Genomic DNA, 17,134 nt, shown 5'->3' with positions numbered 1-17,134 from the left:
AACGGAGGGGCGGCACTCGGCCGCCCCTCCGCCGGAATCGGTCAGGAGATGGTGCCCGACGGGCTGAAGCTGGTGCCCGACGCGGCGGTGCACTGCATGGTCCAAGGAGTCCAGCTGCCGTCGGACGCCTTGTGGAACTCGAGTTGCGCCGACAGCGTCGTGTCGAGTCCGAACGTCACCGTGCCGGGGCTGGCCGGCGCGGTGTAGGTCGGGATCGACGACGTCGACGTCTGCGCGATGTTCACCGTGATCGCGCCGCCCGCCGGGTAGATCTGCTCCGGGATCTGCAGGCCGGAGGCGTCCGACGGGGAGAGCGAACCGTTGTCGACGGTGATCGGGACGTCGGCGGTGCCGCGGATTCCGTCGTAGCCCGCGGCCGTGAGCAGTGCGTGGACCAGTGCGGTGATGGTCGCGGTGCCGGAAACGTTGGTCGGGGTCGTGGTGCCGTTCACGGGGATCGTGTCCGGGCCGTTGAACTGCGCGGTGACCGACACGTTCTGCGCCGGGATGGCCGGGAACGTGCAGCTGTAGGTCGCGGGGCCGGCCTGGTAGGTCGCGGTGGCGGCCGAGGCCGTGCCCGCGGTCAGGATCGCGATCGCGCCTACGGCGACTCCGGTCATCACGCCGGTGGACAGTTTGCTGAGCCGGGGCATACCATTCTCCTTAGATCGGACTGCAGTTTTCGCGGCGATCCTGCGCAGTGGGGACGGAGGTTTCCGCGGATTCCGTTCCGGGACATTCGCCGGGAACGGGGATCGGCTCGGTAAGGAATCCCGGCCGCGAGCCCAAGGTTACCCGTGAGTTCAGTCGACAACAACCCTGCTCCGCGCCTGGTTCGCAGGTCGGCAACTGGACCGATTCTTTTGTCAGCGGCGGCGCAAACAGTATCGGCGTTTCGTGCCGGCGTGACAATTAATTCAAGATCAGGTATGCGAAAAAGGAGTACCGGAAAGGTGTCCGGTACTCCTTTTTCCTGCGGTTGATCAGTTCTTCGAGGTCAGGGTCAGGGATATCGTGTTGTCCGGTCCGGACACCAGTGCGCCGAGCGCGAGATCGGCGATGAAGCAGTTCTTGAAGTCCGGAATGGTGTAATTTCCGGTGAGCGTGATCGGCTTGGTGATGTCGACGTTCGCCGCGCTCAGGGTCAGGTCGATCGGCTTGACGGTCGTGCAGCTGCCGGGCACGGTCGGCACCGGGAAGACCGGCACGATCGGGCCCGCCCAGATGTCGCTGATCTCCATGTTCGCGGTTTCGTGGGTGGTGAGGGTGCCGTTCGCGAGGCTGCCGGTCGCGGGCGCGGTCGGGGTGACGGTGACTGTCGCCTTGATCTTGAAACCGCCGGCGAGCAGCGAAATGTGCGCGGTGGACGGCGGCAATTGCAGATTGGCGTTGAGGCCGACGGCGCCGGTTTGGTCGTCGACCAGGAGATTTCCGGCGAGAGTTCCGGGGCCGAGGTCGAGCGTGCTGCCGGTCTTCTTCACGACCGTGCTGCCCGTCACTGAATAGGAGATCGGAATGGGTATTTCGCTCGCCGATGCGGGAACGGCGGAGGCGAGGCTGACCGCGGTCGCGGCGGCCGCTGCGAGCACGCCGATTCGGGCGATCCGGGAAATGGGCATGACGGTACTCCTTCGGCGGTGAGGAAACAGAACTTCATCGGGGTGCGAGATCGGTGACGTACCAGTTTCCGGCAATCCGCTGTGCGGTGACGGACAGTTGTGCCGCGGCGGTTTCTGGGGTGGCGGAATTCCCTCTCGTGGCGGACTGGTCGAGGAAAACGAGCAACTGTGCGTTGTTTTCGGTGAGTTGCTGGACGGACGTGGCGGAGACTCGCGAGGTGAGCGTCAGTTGTTGGCCCGGGGCCATCGTGCGGACCTGGGCGAAGAGCTTCTCGTAGGAATCGCGGGCGTGGCCGCGCAGCAGGGTGGCGGCGGCGTTCTCGGTGACGCCGGTTTTGTCGTAGGTGTAGGAGAAGATCTTGTTGAGGGTGAGGCTGATGGCGGAGGTGACTTCGGCGGTGGCGGGTTGATCGGTCAGCGCGTGGTTTGAGGCGGCGGCGGACGCGGAGGTGGAGCGGGCTTCGACGGTGCACCAGACGCCGGCGGCGGTGAGGAGGGCGGTCAAAGCCAGGAGGAGTGCTGGGAGGCGGCGGGCTTTCGTGGGTTCGGGGTCTGGGGGAGGTGGGGTGGCGGGGGAGGGGATTGGCTCGGCGTCGAGTGGGTCGGCGGCCGAGGGTTGGGCGGGTTTGGCTTCAGATTCGGATTCGGGTTCGGAGGGGGGAGTTTGGACTGGCTTGGCGGCGGTGAGTGGTTGATCTGGGGTGGAGGTTGGTGTGGACTGCTCGGGAGTTGAGCCGGTGGGTGACGGGGCGGCTTCCGCTGTGGTGGGCGGGTGAGCGGCTGTGTTGGCTGACTGGGTGGTTTCGGCTGCGGTACACGCCTCGCCAGTATTGGCTGGCTGGGTGGCGTCGGCTGCGGTAGGCGGCTGGCCGGTGTTGGTTGGCTGGGTGGCGTCGGCTGCGGTAGGCGGCTGGCCGGTGTTGGTTGGCTGGGTGGCGTCGGCTGCGGCAGACGCCTGGGCCGTCTCAGCTGGTTCGGTCGCGGCAGGCGCGGGGCGCGTACTGGCTGCACCCGGCCGAGCGGCCTCAGCGGAAGCACCGATCGGGTCGCCGGATGAGGTTGTGCCAGCAGGGAAATCGGCCGATCCGGTGCGGGGCTTCGACCTGCGCGGGGTGAGTTTCATGATCCGGCGACCCCCAACTGTTCCAGGGTGCTGAGTTTCCAGCCTGACGCCGTACGGGTCAGGGTCGCGGCCAGGCGAGTCCGGCGGATGGGCTCGGTGGCGCCGTCCTTGGCCACGGTGATTTCCACTGACGCGAGGAGTTTCGCGGTGCCGGCTTCGGCATCCAGGTCGGAGAGGCCGGCGTCCAGGACGTGGCCGGTCGTCGTGGAGCCGTCGGGTGGGACGTTGCTGGGCAGGGTTGTTTGGAGGGCGCCGGTTGTCGCGGCTTGCCAGCGGGTCAGGTCTTGGTCGCGGTGGTGGGGGTCGAAGGTGGTCACTGTTGCGATCAGGGTGCGGCCCGCCGCCACAGCCTCGTCTCTGGTGGCGCCTGCGGTTGAGGTGGGGGCGGTCGCTGCGGTGTGCCACGACCAGGCTGACCAGGCGGCGAAAGCGGTGGCTGCGGTCAGGGCGATTCCGGCGGCCCACGTCAGGGTGCGGCGGGATTTGGCGGTCGAGGATGCGGTGGCGGGGGTCGAGCTGTCCACGTCGGCGGAAGCCGGGGCAGAGGTGGTGGAGTCATCGATGGCAGCGGGGGAGGTGGCGTCATCGATGGCCGCGGGACGTTCGGAGTCGCCGATGGGAAGCGAATCGTCAACCTCAGCACCAGAAGCGACCTCACCGGAAGAAGCCACCTCCGGTGACAACCTCAGTTTCCCCGGCGTAGCCACAGCATCTCCTCCAGATCAGTCGACGTCGGAAGCCCGCCAGCCACCCCGGCGAGACCGCCGGGCTTGGCCGGTTCCGGCACCCCGGCATGCGGGGCGTTCTGCGAACCGCGCACTGACGACGGATCCCCGGCGGGCAGGGTGCAGGCGGCGGACGTGTTGAACGGGAGCACCGGCAGTTCCGCGCTGCTGCGGTACTTCGTGCTCTCGTAACCCTTCCGGCACGGCGGCGGGTCGAAGAACGTCAAGGCCAGCGACAGCTTCCCGCCGTCGGGGGTGATGGCCGACGACGTCGCGGCCACGGTTTTCGGCAGGGTCACCAGCAGTTGCTCAAGACCGTCGGTTCGGGCGCTGAAGACGTCGGCCGTCGTGAGCAGGTTTGCCATCAGGATGGGCAGGCCGGGGCTGGTGTCCCGCAGCAAGCCCGTCACCTGGGTAGCGGCGGGCGGGACGGTGGCGATCAGTTTCCGCAGGTCGCCGTCGGAGGACGCTAGCTGCGAGGCGAACAGGCGGGCGTTTCGGCTGAAGTCTCGCCACGCGGTCGAGGAGGCGGCTTGGGTTTTCAGGACTGTCGAGCCGTCGTCGATGAGTTTTACTGTCGAGGGCAGGTGGGTGGAGGCGGAGTTCGTGAAGGACCTCGCGGTGTCCATCAGCAGTTGCAGATCTGGGCCGCTGCCTTGTAATGCGTTGTCGAGTTCGTTCACGACCGTGCGCAGGTCTTCTGTCGGGACCGAAGCGGTCAGTGAGTCCACATCGGACAGGAAAGTCTGCACGGGAAGCGGCAGGGCGGTGGCGCTGCGGGGGATTACGCTGCCGTCCTCCAGAAAAGGCCCCTGGTCCGTGGAAGGTTGCAGGTCGACGTATTGCTCTCCGACCGCAGAACGGTTCGCGACGATTGCGCGGGAGCGTGACGGGATCGGCGGGGCGGAGGTGTCCAGCAGCAGGTCCGCTTCCATGCCGTGGTCGGTCAGGCGCAGTTGGCCGATCCGGCCGACGGCGACGCCTCGGTAGGTGACCTCGCCGTTGGTGAAGATGCCGCCGCCTTCCGAAAGCTCCAGGCGGACGGTGTAGGTGCCGGCACCGAGAAGGCGGGCGATTCCGGCGTATTTCGCGCCGACGAAGGAAGTCGCCGCCAGCGCGACTATCACGAAGGCGATGACCTGGACCCGGATCCGTCTGGTGAGCATCAGCGGCCCCCCGCCGAAAGGGTCGGGAGACCTGGTGGGACGCCTTGGCCAGGTGGCGGCAGCGGCACGCCGGAGCCGGGGACCATCGAGGCGTAGACGTTCACGTAGTCGCCCTTGATCGCGTCCAGCACGGGGTCGGTGAACGGGAACGAGGGCAGGATTTCCAACGCCTTGGGCAGGTTTTGCCCGGCATCGGCCAGACGGCGCAGGATGGGGGCGAGTGCGCGCAGGTCAGCGGCGAGGTCGTCTCGGCTCTTGTTCGTGACGTCGGTGGCCACTGTGGACAGTTGGTCCAGCGATTGCAGCATCGTCACCAGTTGCGGGCGCTGGTCGGTGAGGGTCTTCAACCCGGGCGTCAGGTCGGTGAGGGCGTCGGCGATTTGGGAGTTTCGGTCGGCCAGCGTCGCGGAGAGATGATTCAAGCCGTCCAGTGCGGCGTTGATGTCGCGGCGGTGGGCGTCGAGGTTCGTCATCAGCTGGTTGACTCCGGCGAGGAAGCTGCGGATCTCCTCCTCGTTGCCGTCCATGGCTTTCGTCAGTTCGCGGTTGATCGTCTGCAGCTGACCGATTCCGCCGCCGTTGAGCAGCAGCGACAGCGCGCCGAAGATCTCCTCGAACTCCGGGTTCCGGTTGGTTCGCGACACCGGGATGACGGCCTTGTCGCCCAACTGGCCGGACGGCGAAGTGACCGGCGCGGCCAGTTCGATGAATTTCTCGCCCAGCAGCGACGATTGCCGCAACCGCGCGACAGCGTTCGCGGGCAGGTGGACGTCGCCGTTGACGGCCAGGACGGTTTCGGCGGTCCAGCCGTCGGAGCCCAGCCGGATCGATTGGACGCGGCCGACGGGGACGTCGTCCACCTTCACCGCGGCCTGCGGGACCAGGTCCAGGACGTCGGCGAACTGGACGGTGATCTCGTACGGATGCGCGCCGAGGTCCGCGCCGCCAGGCAGCGGCAGGTCGTAGACACCGTGGAAACCGCTGGGTGCCGCGCAGCCGGCGAGCGTGCTCACTGCCAGTACGAGGAAAAGCCGTCGTGCCTTCATCGGCCGCCTCCCGTCACGGCCACGTCCGTTGCCGGCAGCGGCAGGTACTCAAGCAGATTCGAGCGGCCCTGCAGCCGTCCGGTGGCCGGATCGACCGCGTTCAGCACGTTCTGGGCGGCCAGCGGGGCGACGTCCAGCGCCTCGGCCAGCGAGGCGCGCTGGTCGACCAAGATCTGCGTCGTCTTGGCCAGTTTGTCTACATTGGACTTGATCGCAGCCCGGTTGTCCCGGATGAAGCCCTGGACGGACGCGAGTGCGCTGGCTAGCGAGCGCAGCGCGTCAGAGAGCTCAAAGCGGTTCGCGGCGAGGGTGTCGGACACCTTGGCCAGCTGCTGGTTCACGTCCGCGACCTGGTGGTCGTTCGTGGCGAGCATGGTGGTGAACTTCTGCAGCTCGTCGACCGTTCCGAACAGGTCCGAGGAGTTGCCCGCCAGCGTGCGCGCGAGGCGGGCGAAGTCGCGGACGGAGGTGTTGAACGCCTTGCCGTTGCCGTCCAGGTTCGCCGCGCCCGTCCGCAGAAGATCCGACAACGCGCCGTTGGAGTTCGCGCCGTTCGGGCCGAGCGCTTTGCTCAGCGTGTCCAGGCTCGAGTACAGCTGGTCCAGCTCCACCGGCGTGCCCGTGCGGTCGGTGCCGATCACCGCGCCGTCGGCCAAGCGCGGGCCGCTCCGGGCGAGTTTGCCCAGTTGGACATAGCGGTCCGCGACCACGCTCGGCGCGATGACCAGCGCCGTGGTGTCAGCGGCGACCGGGATGTGCGGATCTACCGATAAGTCGACACGGACTTGCTCGCCTTGCGGGAGAACCGCGGTGACCTCGCCGACCTTCACCCCGAGCACCCGGACGTCGGATCCGCTGTAGACACCGACGGCTCGCGAAAAGTACGCCGTGACGCGGTATCGGCCGGATCCGGAGAACACCCACCACATGACGCCGCAGATCACCAAGGCCATCACCAGCAGGAAGACGACGAAACGGTAGGTGCGCGCGGTCATTTCGCGCCTCCCTTCGGCGGGGTGCACGGATCGCGGTTCTCCGGGATGAGGCCGCACAGGTAGCTGTCGAGCCAACGGCCGTTGCCCGCCGTGTTGTTCAGCACGCGGAAGTACGGCCCGGCGAGCTTGAGGCTTTGCGTGAGGTTCGCGTCTTGGCGTTGCAGCAGGTCGGTAACTTGGTCGAGCTGCTTCAACGCTGGCGCGAGCTGCGCGGTGTTGTCCGAAACCAAGCCGGACAGCTGTTTCGCGAGCTGCTGGGTTCCGACGAGCAGCTGGTGGATCGCTTCACGGCGGTGGTCCAGTTCGGTGAGCAGCAGGTCGCCGTCTTTGACGAGCTTCTCGAAGTCGTCGTTCGAGTTGGCGAGCGTGGTGGTCAGTTTGCGTGCGTTGGCCAGCAGTTCGGCGATCTCGTTGTCGCGCGACGAGACCGTTTTCGACAACGCGCTGAGCCCGTCGAGCGCGGTGCGGACGTGCTGCGGCGAGTTGCGGAAGGTGTCGCTGATGGTGGAGAAGCTGGTCGCGAGCTGTTTCGTGTCGATCGCGCCCGCCGTGTCGGCGAGGCCGTTGAACGCGTCGGTCACGTCGTACGGGGTCACCGTGCGGTCGCGCGGGATCGGCTGGTCTGGGTTCTGTTCCCCGCGGCCGGACGGGTCGAGGGCGAGGAACTTCCGGCCCAGCAACGTTTTGATCTTGATCTGCGCCGACGTCCGGTCGCCGATCCAGGCGTTCTTCACCCGGAAGCTGACCAGCACGTGGTCGTCGTCCAGGTCCACCCGGGACACTTCGCCGACCTTGATCCCGGCGATCCGCACCTCGTCGTCCGCCTGCAGCCCGGCGGCCTCGCCGAATTCGGCCTGGTAGGTGGTGCCGCCGAGGAACGGCAGGTTGTTGTAGTTCAGCGTGCCGGTGAGGATCGCGGCTAGTGCGACGCTGCCGACGATTCCCAGCACGAGCGGATTGCGCTCCCGGAACGACTTCACGCGCCACACCTCGCCGCGGTCGCCGGCACGCCTCGCGGCGGAGTCGTTTCCAGAACGGCGCTGCACAGGTAGAAGTTCATCCACGAGCCGTACGACCCGAGCGTGCCGATGGCGTTGAGCTTGCGCGGCAACGTGGTCAGTGCCTTGTCCACGTCGGCTTCCCCCTTGTTCAGGTTCCGGGTCAGCGCGTCGAGACCGGAGATGCTGTCCTTCAGACCGGGCCGGATTTCGGTGAGCAATCCGCTGGTGGATTGCGTCAGGTCGGCCAGCCCGGACACCGCGTCGCCGATCGCCGTGCGGTCTTCGGCGAGGCCGGACACGAGCTGGCGCAGGGTTGACACCAGCGTCGCGAGCGAATCTCCCTTGCCGTTCACGGTTTTCAGCACCGAGTTCAGATTGCCGATCACCTCGCCGATCACGCGGTCCCGGCTGGCCAGGGTGCTGGTGAGCGATCCGGTGTGCTGCAGCAGTTCGGTGACCGTTCCGCCTTCTCCTTGCAGCACTTGGACAATCTCGCCGGACAGGTCGTTGACGTCCTTGGGCGACAGCGCCTGGAAGAGCGGTTTGAAGCCATTGAACAGGTCGGTCAGGTCGAGTGCAGGAGTCGTGCGGTCGAGGGGGATTTCGCCGTCTGGCGGCAACACCCCGGCGGCGGCGCGTGGGCGTTCCAGTGCGAGATAGCGTTGGCCGACCATGTTGCGGTACTTGATCACCGCGGTCACGTTGGCCGGCACGGTGCGGCCGTTCTCGAGCGAGAAGCTGACGTGCGCGCGGTTGTGGTCGGTCACGCCGAGGTCTTCGATCTGCCCGACCTTCACCCCGGAAATCCGCACGTCATCGCCGATATTCAGGGCGGTGGCGTCGAGGAAAGTGGCCCCGTACCGCTGGCTCCCGCCGACCGAACCGCCGGTGATCGACAACGCGAGAATGACCGTCGCGAGGACCGTGACCAGGATGAAGATCAAGCTTTTGACCAGGGGAGCGGCAAGGTTTCTCACTTCGCCGTCACCTCCGTTCCGCGGTAGAGCGGGCCGACGAGCACGCTGCTCCACATCGGCACGTCAGCGGTCGACATGCCCAGGGACGGCGCGATCAGCGGGGCCAGGAACTGTTGCTCCTGAGGGGAATTCGCGATGCCGAGGTCGCCGGTCGACGGCTTCGTCGCCGGAGTTCCGGCGCTCGGCACGACCCCGCTCGGGTAGCAGCGCGGGCCGGTCTTCTCGGTATATGCAGGAGCGTCCTTGCCCGGCACGTATTTCCCGCGCGACTGCGACACGGTGACCTCGACGTGCAGGCCGGGTTCCTTCGATCCGGCGCCGAGGATCCGGTCCATCGACGGTTTCATGTCGGTGAGCGCCTGTAGAGTGCAAGGGAAGCTGGGGGAGTACTTAGCACCGATTTCGAGCGGACGGCGGCTGCCGGAGGACAACGCGATGATGTTGTTCCGGTTCTGCCGCAGGAACGTCGTGAGGTCCTGCGACGACGTCGTGACCTGCTGATACAGCGAACCGAGGTCCGTGCGCTTCGCGTCGACCGTGCCGAGGGTGACCGACGAATCGGTGAGCGCGTCGAGCAGATCGGGTGCGATGTCGCCATACATTTGGGTGACGGTGGCGAGGTCGCGCACGTTGCGGTCCAGCTGCGGCAGGTTCGGGTTGAACCGCCGCAGATAGTCCGACGCGGTCGCCAACGTCTGGCCCAGTTGTGCGCCGCGGCCTTGCAACGCCGTCGAAACCGCGGTCAGCGTGGTCGCGAGTTTCTGCGGCTGGACGGCTTTCAACACCGGCAGCAGGTTGTCGAAGACCCGCTCCAGCTCGATCGCGTTCGCCGACCGGTCCTGCGAGAGCACATCTCCGGCCTGCAACGGCCGCCCTCGGCCAGTGTCCGGAATGGACAGTTGCACGTACCGTTCGCCGAAGAGGGTCTTGGGCACGAGCAACGCGGAAACGTTGACCGGCAGCCATTTTACCTGCTCCGGGTCCAGCGCCAGCGAGATCTCCGCGCCGCCGCGGATCGCGTGCACGCCCCGGATCTCGCCGACTACGACCCCGCGCGCCTTCACCTGCCCGCCCGCGCGCAGCTGGTTGCCGACGCGATCGGCTTGCAGCGTCACCGGCACGGTGGTGGTGAAGTCCTTGTTGTAGATCTTCACCGTGAGCAGCACGAACGCCGACAGCGCCGCCAAGAACAGCACCCCGGCAGTGCGGACTCGGGTCTTGTGCCAGCGCCGGTTCATCCGGCCACCTGGACGGTCGTCGTGGCACCCCAGATGGCGAGGCTGAGGAAGAAGTCCAGGACGCTGATCGCGACGATCGCCGTCCGCACCGCCCGGCCCACCGCGACGCCGACGCCGGCCGGACCGCCGCTCGCGCGGAAGCCGTAATAGCAATGCGCGAGCACCACGACGACGCTGAAGATCAGCACCTTCCCGAACGACCACAGCACGTCGCCGGGCGGCAGGAACAACAGGAAGTAATGGTCGTACGTGCCCGCCGATTGCCCGAAGCCCCACACCGTGACCTGCCGCGACGCGAGATACGACGACAACAGCCCCACGGCGTACAGCGGAATCACCGCGACGAACCCGGCGATCACCCGCGTGGTCACCAGATACGGCACGCTCGGGATGCCCATCACCTCGAGCGCGTCGATCTCCTCCGAGATCCGCATCGCGCCCAGTTGGGCGGTGAAGCCGCAACCGACCGTCGCCGACAATGCCAGCCCGGCCACCAGCGGCGCGATCTCGCGCGTGTTGAAGTACGCCGAAATGAACCCGGCGAACGCCGACGTGCCCACCTGGTTCAGTGCCGAATACCCTTGCAGCCCAACGACAGTCCCGGTCGCGACGGTCATCCCGACCATCACGCCGATCGTCCCGCCGATTACCGCCAGCGCGCCGCTGCCGAAGCTCACCTCGGCCAGCAGCCGGACAATCTCGCGCAGGTACCGGCGCACCGCGCGCGGCACCCAGCCGAGCGCGCGCAGGAAGAACAGGATCTGGTCGCCGAGAGTGTCGAGGAAGCTCAGCCTGCGGTCGATCGCCTCGAGCACGCGCGTCGGAGTCGGGGTGGCCATCAGCTTCCCTTCGGCGGCACGAGCTGGAGGTACACCGTGGTGAGGATCAGGTTCAGCACGAACAGCAGCAGGAACGTGATGACGACGGACTGGTTCACCGCGTCGCCGACGCCCTTCGGCCCGCCGCGCGGATTCAGCCCCCGATAAGACGCGACGACCGCCGCGACGAATCCGAACAGCAACGCCTTGATCTCGCTGATCCACAGGTCGGGAAGCTGTGCCAGCGCGGAGAAACTCGCCAGGTACGCGCCCGGCGTGCCGCCCTGCATGATCACGTTGAAGAAGTAGCCGCCGAGCACGCCGACCACGCTGACCATGCCGTTGAGGAACACCGCCACGCCCATCGCGGCCAGCACGCGCGGCACGATCAGGCGCTGGATCGGCGAAACTCCCAGCACCTCCATCGCGTCGATTTCCTCGCGGATGGTGCGGGAGCCGAGGTCGGCGCACATCGCGCTGCCGCCCGCGCCCGCGATGAGCAGCGCGGTCACGATCGGGCTGGCCTGCTGGATGATCGCCAGCACGCTCGCCGCGCCGGTGAACGACTGCGCGCCGATCTGCGTGGTCAGCGACCCGATGTGCAGCGCGATCACCGCGCCGAACGGGATCGACACCAGCGCGGTCGGCAGGATCGACACGCTCGCGATGAACCAGAACTGCTGCACGAGTTCACGGAACTGGAACGGACGGCGGAACGTCAGCCGGACGACGTCGAGCCCCAGTGCGTAAAGCCGGCCGGTCTGGTGCAGTGCCGCGGCGCCGGGAAACGCCATCGCCCGACCTCCCAGCAATTTCCGGGCACGGCGGAATGCCCGCCGAACGCCCGTTCCGGTGCTGATCCGTTTGGCGGATCGAGGCGGAAGGAAAGCGTCGGCGGGGTTACCGTGCGGTTTCGTTACTGGTCAGTACGCTAACGAGGGCCTTGCCCGCAGACAAGAACTTGCCCCGTACCGCGGGGTCACGGCGTCGTAACCGCCGAATTCTTGTGCGGTTGTGACAACTGCCGGGAATGCGGTTGTCAGTGCCGGAAAATAAATACCGGTGCGGCGGTTTCCGGATGTTTCAGCGGGCGAGCCAGCGGTGCAGCGAAGCCGTCAACGCTTCAGGTGCGTCGAGCTGGATGAGGTGTCCGGCCGAACGGACCAATTCCAGCCCGGCGCCCGGGATCATCCCGGCGAGCCGGTGCGCGCGGTCGACCGGGATCCAGGTGTCCTCCGTGCCCCAGACGACGAGCGTGGGCACGCTGATGTCGCGGTAGCGCGGTTCGATTTCGTCGGTGTACCGCTGATCGGCCTGCGCGATCTGCCGGTAGAACGCGGCCTGTCCCGCCGAACCGAGCCACGGCGTGACCAGCATGTCGTGCGCCTCGGCGGACAACGGACGGTGGGCGGCACCGGCGATGTACTCCCGCACCAGCGCTTCGTGCAGGTTCGGCGGCAGCTGCGCGAACACGTCCGCGTTCTCGGCCACCAGACGGAAGAATTCCGAACCCCACGGTGCCAGCGCGACGACGTCCACCAGCGCTAGCGACCGATAAGCCGCGCCGTGCAACAGAAACGCGCGCAGGCTGACCGCGCCGCCGTAGTCGTGCGCCACGACGTCCGGCTCTTCGAGACCCCAATGGTCTAACAGCGCGGCGAACGTCTCGCCCTGCGCGGCCAGCGAAACGTCCTGGCCGTCCGCCATCGTGGAACTGCCGTAGCCCGGCATATCCCACAGGTACACGGTGAAGTCCTGCGCGAACGTCGAAGCGATCGGCTCCCACAGCTTCGACGACCACGGCGTCCCGTGACAGAACACGAGCGGCGGCCCCGCACCCTGCCGGGACCACCGCACCTGCTGCCCGCGCCAGTCGAAGACCGCCATCAGCGCTTCAGGTCCGCGACGATCTCGTACGAACGCACGCGGTCCTCGTGACCGTGCACCATCGTGGTGATCATCAGCTCGTTGGCGTCGGTGTCGGCCAGCAGCTGGTCCAGTCCCTTCCGGACGCTCTCCGGCCCGCCGACGATGCTCGACCCGAACCGCTCGGCGAGGAACGCGCGGTCCATTTCGGTGTACGGGTACTCGGCGGCGTCCTCCGGCGTCGGCAGCGCGATCGGACGGCCGCGGCGCAGGCTGAGGAAGGTCAGCCCGCTAGGTCCGGCGAGATACTCCGCGCGCTCGTCGGTCTCGGCGGCGATCACCTGCACGCCCAGCATCACGTACGGCTCGGAAAGCACCTCGGACGGACGGAAGTTCTCGCGATACAGCCGAACCGCCGGAATCGTGTTCTCGGCCGCGAAGTGGTGCGCGAAGGAGAACGGCAGCCCCAGCCGTCCGGCCAGCTGTGCGCTGAAGCCGGACGAACCCAGCAGCCACACCGGCGGCTTGTTGCCTTCGGCGGTGACCGCGTTGACGCCGCGCGCCGCGTCCGGCTCGAAGTAGGAGATCAGCTCCATCAGGTGCTCGGGGAAGTTCTCCGCGGACAGCCCGCCCGGCCCGCGCAGCGCGAGCGCGGTGCGCTGGTCGGTGCCCGGCGCGCGGCCGATGCCGAGGTCGATCCGGCCCGGGTGGAACGCCTCCAGCGTGCCGAACTGCTCGGCCACCACGAGCGGCGCGTGGTTCGGCAGCATGATCCCGCCGGAGCCGACGCGGATGCTCTCGGTGGCGTCCGCGACGTGCCCGATCAGCACCACCGTGGCCGAGCTGGCGATGCCGGGCATGTTGTGGTGCTCGGCGAGCCAGTACCGGTGGTAGCCCAGCCGCTCGGCGTTGCGGGCGAGATCGAGCGTGTTGCGCAGCGCCTCGCCGACCCCCTTCCCTTCGGAAACGGGGGAGAGGTCGAGCACGGACAGCGGCACGTCAGGCAGAGAGGTCACGTAAGGGCGTAACGCGCGGGGCGGCGGTTCCCTTCCCGGTTGCCTTCTCGTGAGTGGCAATCACGGTTCTAACCGCGATTGCCACTCACGAGGGCAGCCAGTCCGGGTTCGAGGCGAGCACGATCAGCTGCTGCGTCGCGCGGGTGAGCGCGACGTACAGCACGCGCCGTCCGGTGGAGGACTCGGTGACCAGGTCCATGGGCTCGACCAGCACGACCGCGTCGTATTCGAGGCCCTTCGAATCGAGGCTGCCGACGACCTTCAGCCGCTCGTCGGTCTGCCCGGCGAGCCAGCCTTCGACCTCTTCGACGCGGTCCATGGCAGTGATCACACCGACCGTGCCCTCGACCGCGCCGAGCAGCTCCTTCACTGCGGTCTGCGTCGTGGTCACCAACGCGGCCTGGTCGACCGGACGGACCTCCGGCTCGATTCCGGTGGTGCGCACGGCCTTGGGCAGCTCGTCGGCCTGCGCGTGGCCGGCCACGACCTTCGCCGCGAGGTCGAAGATCTCCGCCGAGTTCCGGTAGTTCGTGCGCAGCGTGAAGCGCCGCCGCGTGGTCTTCACGCCGAACGCCTGGTCACGGGCCTGTGCCGCCTCGTCCGGATCCGGCCACGAACTCTGCACCGGGTCGCCCACGACGGTCCAGCTCGCGTACTTGCCGCGACGGCCGACCATCCGCCACTGCATCGGCGAAAGGTCCTGCGATTCGTCGACGACCACGTGCGAGTACTCGTCGTAGTGTTCCGGGCGGTGCGGCGCGCCGCCGGAACTGCCGCGCTCCGGGGCCACCTCGACCACGGTCTGGCGACGGCGCCGCTTCGGCTCCGGCCCGACCAGCACGCGCAGCTCGTCCAGCAACGCGACGTCGGCCACCGACCAGCCGCGCGCACGGTCCGCGAAATCGGCCGCCAGCAAGCTGATCTCGTTCCGGTTCAGGATGCCCTTCGACGTCGCGGCCAGCCGCTTCTCCGTGCCGAGCCACTTGAGCACCTGCGCCGGGTACAGCACCGGCCACCACACGACGAGGAAGCGGTGGAAGTCGATGCGCTCGCCGAGATCGTTGATCAGCTCCGCGCGGTCGATCTCCTTGCCGTCCGCCTTCGCGTACTCCTCGGCCTTGTCCGCGAGCGCGGCCAGAAGCAGCTCTGCCACGCGTACGCGCGACCTGTTCGGCGGCGCGCCCTGCGTGTGCGCCTTGCGCCGTACCTTCTCCAACTCGCGCGCGGTGAGCTTCAGTACTTCGCCGCGGTAGACGATCTTCAGCTCCGTCGGCGCTTCGGGTGGGGTGTCGCGCAACGCGCGCAGAAGCACCTTTCGCATCCGCAGCGAACCCTTGATCGCGGCCAGCGCGGCTGTGTCCTGTCGCGTCGCTTCGAGACCGTCGAGCACTTCGCCGAGCGCGCGCAGTTCGACGTTCGTTTCGCCCATCGACGGCAACACGCGCGAGATGTATGTGGTGAAGACGCCCGATGGGCCGATCACCAGCACGCCCGCGCCGCCGAGCTGACGGCGGTGCCGGTACAGCAGGTACGCCGCGCGGTGCAGCGCGACCGCCGTCTTGCCGGTGCCCGGACCGCCGGTGATCTCGGTGACCCCGCGCCACGGCGCGCGGATGACGTCGTCCTGTTCCTTTTGGATCGTGGCGACGATGTCGCGCATCTTCTCGCCGCGCGAGCGGCCGAGCGCGGCCATCAGCGCGCCCTCGCCGACGATCTGCATGTCCTCGGGCACGGCGTCGGCGATCAGCACGTCGTCGTCCACGTCCAGCACCGTCTGCCCGGAGCAGCGGATCACGCGGCGGCGCACGACGTCCATCGGCTCTTCGGCGGTGGCCTGGTAGAACGCGGCGGCGGCGGGCGCGCGCCAGTCGGTGACCAGGTTGTCGAACTCGGTGTCGCGGATGCCGAGGCGGCCCACGTAGATGTGCTCGCGGTCGAGGTGGTCGAGCCTGCCGAAGACCAGGCCCTCGTACTCGGCGTCGAGCGTCTGCAGGGTCTGGTTCGCGTGGTAGACCATCATGTCGCGTTCGAACAGCATCGACGCCTGCTCGAAGATCGCTTCGCGCTGGGCGCCTTGGCCCAGCTCGTAGCCCTTGGCCCGCATCGCCTCGGCCTGGGTCCGCAGCTCGGCGAGCCGCGTGTAGACCCGGTCGACGTGTGCCTGCTCGACGGCGATCTCAGCCCGTCTCACCCGGGGTTCCGACACGCAACGCTCCCTTGAACACCATGACCTCGCCTCTGGAGGGCGAAGGACGACTCTACGCGCCCGCGCGCGAGGGTTCGGCAAGTCCTGCCCAACGCCACATCGCGACCTTGGGCGAAGATGGCCGGGTGACGAGGATCGTGGCGGGGAAGGCGGGCGGACGGCGGCTGAAGGTGCCGCCCAAAGGCACCCGTCCGACGTCGGAGCGGGTGCGGGAAGCACTGTTCAACGCCCTCGAAGTGGCCGGTGAGCTGGACGGAGCCCGCGTACTCGACCTCTACGCCGGCTCGGGCGCGCTCGGTCTCGAAGCGCTTTCGCGGGGTGCCGCGGACGCTTGGTTCGTGGAAGCCGACCGTCGGGCGGTAGAGGTGCTTCGCGGCAACGTTGCCGATTTACGGCTAGGCGGGACAGTGCGCGCGGGCCAGGTTGAGACGGTTGTCGCTGCGCCTGCGTCGGTGCGGTTCGACGTGGTGCTCGCAGACCCGCCGTACGCGGTCGATGCTGCTTCGCTGGGTACTGTGCTCGCTTCGTTGCACAGTGGTGGCTGGCTTGCTGACGGCGCGTTGACGGTGATTGAACGGGCTGCGCGCGACGGTGCTCCGGAGTGGCCGTCGACGTTTAAGCCGCTTCGCGACAAGCGCTACGGCGATACAGCGTTGTACTGGGCGGAGTACGACAGCTCATCCGAGGTGTGACGCAGTCGTCACGAGTGCGCGCGCGACCGCGTGGCTTGATAGCGTCCGCGCCATGCGGCGTGCGGTCTGTCCCGGTTCTTACGATCCGGCCACCAACGGACATCTCGACATCATCGAGCGTGCTTCGGCGCTCTTCGACGAGGTTGTCGTCGCGGTGGGGGTGAACAAGAGCAAGAAAGGCCTCTTCAGCGTCGAGGAACGCATGGAGATCCTCCGCGAGATCACCGCGAAGCTGCCGAATGTACGCGTCGATTCGTGGCAGGGCCTGCTCGTGGACTACTGCCGCGACAACGACATCGCCGCGGTCGCGAAGGGCCTTCGCTCGGTCAGCGACTTCGACTACGAGCTGCAGATGGCTCAGATGAACCGCGAGCTCACCGGCCTCGAAACGCTGCTGATGGCCAACAACCCCGCGTACGGCTTCGTGTCCAGTTCGCTGGTCAAGGAGATCGCGGCGCTCGGCGGCGACATCGAGAACCTGGTGCCGCCGGTGGTATACGAACGCCTTGTCGCCGTCTACGCCAAACAGGACTGAGCACCGCTTCCGTCCGCAACGCCAGCCCAGCGGCCGATTTAGCCTGAACGGATTACAGCCTTCGTCGGGACTTCGGCCGCGACCTGAAGCTGTTCACCTCACGTCATTCTG

17 protein-coding genes are annotated in these 17,134 nt (G+C 67.5%); 2 read left to right on the top strand and 15 right to left on the bottom strand.

The features are described 5' to 3' along the window. Positions 1–41: 41 nt before the first annotated feature. From ACWDNU_RS04480 to ACWDNU_RS04410, 15 genes are all read right to left on the bottom strand, one after another. Positions 42–653 carry a DUF6801 domain-containing protein gene (locus ACWDNU_RS04480; RefSeq protein ID WP_449667743.1) on the bottom strand — a complete coding sequence of 204 codons (612 nt, stop codon included), beginning with the start codon at positions 651–653 and terminating at the stop codon, positions 42–44. Positions 654–983: 330 nt separating this feature from the next. Continuing rightward, positions 984–1,619 carry a hypothetical protein gene (locus ACWDNU_RS04475; RefSeq protein ID WP_449667742.1) on the bottom strand — a complete coding sequence of 212 codons (636 nt, stop codon included), beginning with the start codon at positions 1,617–1,619 and terminating at the stop codon, positions 984–986. Positions 1,620–1,653: 34 nt separating this feature from the next. After that, the gene (locus tag ACWDNU_RS04470; RefSeq protein WP_370939591.1) at positions 1,654–2,124 is read right to left on the bottom strand and encodes a hypothetical protein; all 471 of its coding nucleotides are present in this window, start codon (positions 2,122–2,124) and stop codon (positions 1,654–1,656) included. Between the two features lie 614 nt (positions 2,125–2,738). After that, positions 2,739–3,449, bottom strand: coding sequence for a hypothetical protein (locus ACWDNU_RS04465; RefSeq protein ID WP_449667741.1), 711 nt, complete (start codon positions 3,447–3,449; stop codon positions 2,739–2,741). Beyond that, on the bottom strand, positions 3,428–4,633 hold the full coding sequence (locus ACWDNU_RS04460; RefSeq protein WP_449667740.1) for an MCE family protein: 1,206 nt from the start codon (positions 4,631–4,633) through the stop codon (positions 3,428–3,430). Before ACWDNU_RS04460 ends, ACWDNU_RS04465 begins: the two co-directional genes overlap by 22 nt. After that, positions 4,633–5,679, bottom strand: a complete 1,047-nt coding sequence (locus tag ACWDNU_RS04455; protein ID WP_449667739.1) for an MCE family protein — start codon at positions 5,677–5,679, stop codon at positions 4,633–4,635. Before ACWDNU_RS04455 ends, ACWDNU_RS04460 begins: the two co-directional genes overlap by 1 nt. Beyond that, positions 5,676–6,674 carry an MCE family protein gene (locus tag ACWDNU_RS04450; protein ID WP_449667738.1) on the bottom strand — a complete coding sequence of 333 codons (999 nt, stop codon included), beginning with the start codon at positions 6,672–6,674 and terminating at the stop codon, positions 5,676–5,678. The genes ACWDNU_RS04455 and ACWDNU_RS04450 overlap by 4 nt, the downstream gene beginning before the upstream one ends. Continuing rightward, a complete protein-coding gene (locus tag ACWDNU_RS04445; protein WP_370939586.1) occupies positions 6,671–7,654 on the bottom strand; it encodes an MCE family protein in 984 nt (327 codons plus the stop codon). Before ACWDNU_RS04445 ends, ACWDNU_RS04450 begins: the two co-directional genes overlap by 4 nt. Continuing rightward, entirely contained in the window at positions 7,651–8,652 is a 1,002-nt protein-coding gene (locus ACWDNU_RS04440; protein WP_449667737.1) for an MCE family protein, read from the bottom strand. The genes ACWDNU_RS04445 and ACWDNU_RS04440 overlap by 4 nt, the downstream gene beginning before the upstream one ends. Next, a complete protein-coding gene (locus ACWDNU_RS04435; RefSeq protein WP_449667736.1) occupies positions 8,649–9,890 on the bottom strand; it encodes an MCE family protein in 1,242 nt (413 codons plus the stop codon). Before ACWDNU_RS04435 ends, ACWDNU_RS04440 begins: the two co-directional genes overlap by 4 nt. Continuing rightward, a complete protein-coding gene (locus ACWDNU_RS04430) occupies positions 9,887–10,729 on the bottom strand; it encodes an MlaE family ABC transporter permease (protein WP_449667735.1) in 843 nt (280 codons plus the stop codon). Before ACWDNU_RS04430 ends, ACWDNU_RS04435 begins: the two co-directional genes overlap by 4 nt. Beyond that, the gene (locus ACWDNU_RS04425; protein WP_009074192.1) at positions 10,729–11,502 is read right to left on the bottom strand and encodes an MlaE family ABC transporter permease; all 774 of its coding nucleotides are present in this window, start codon (positions 11,500–11,502) and stop codon (positions 10,729–10,731) included. The genes ACWDNU_RS04430 and ACWDNU_RS04425 overlap by 1 nt, the downstream gene beginning before the upstream one ends. A gap of 289 nt (positions 11,503–11,791) precedes the next feature. Next, positions 11,792–12,595, bottom strand: a complete 804-nt coding sequence (locus ACWDNU_RS04420; protein ID WP_449667734.1) for an alpha/beta fold hydrolase — start codon at positions 12,593–12,595, stop codon at positions 11,792–11,794. Beyond that, a complete protein-coding gene (locus tag ACWDNU_RS04415) occupies positions 12,595–13,590 on the bottom strand; it encodes an LLM class flavin-dependent oxidoreductase (protein ID WP_449667733.1) in 996 nt (331 codons plus the stop codon). The genes ACWDNU_RS04420 and ACWDNU_RS04415 overlap by 1 nt, the downstream gene beginning before the upstream one ends. Positions 13,591–13,675: 85 nt before the next feature. Next, positions 13,676–15,796 carry a HelD family protein gene (locus ACWDNU_RS04410; protein ID WP_449667732.1) on the bottom strand — a complete coding sequence of 707 codons (2,121 nt, stop codon included), beginning with the start codon at positions 15,794–15,796 and terminating at the stop codon, positions 13,676–13,678. A gap of 125 nt (positions 15,797–15,921) precedes the next feature. Between ACWDNU_RS04410 and rsmD the strand changes: the two genes are divergently transcribed. Continuing rightward, positions 15,922–16,488 (top strand): 16S rRNA (guanine(966)-N(2))-methyltransferase RsmD, encoded by a 567-nt coding sequence (gene rsmD, locus ACWDNU_RS04405; protein ID WP_449667731.1) that lies wholly within the window; start codon positions 15,922–15,924, stop codon positions 16,486–16,488. A gap of 52 nt (positions 16,489–16,540) precedes the next feature. Then, entirely contained in the window at positions 16,541–17,023 is a 483-nt protein-coding gene (gene coaD, locus ACWDNU_RS04400) for a pantetheine-phosphate adenylyltransferase (RefSeq protein ID WP_344285825.1), read from the top strand. The last annotated feature ends 111 nt before the right edge of the window (positions 17,024–17,134 follow it).

The organism is Amycolatopsis sp. NPDC003676 (genome assembly GCF_053587275.1).
The sequence above is the reverse complement of the archived record's forward strand: the minus strand, read 5'-3'. Positions and strand labels throughout refer to the sequence as shown.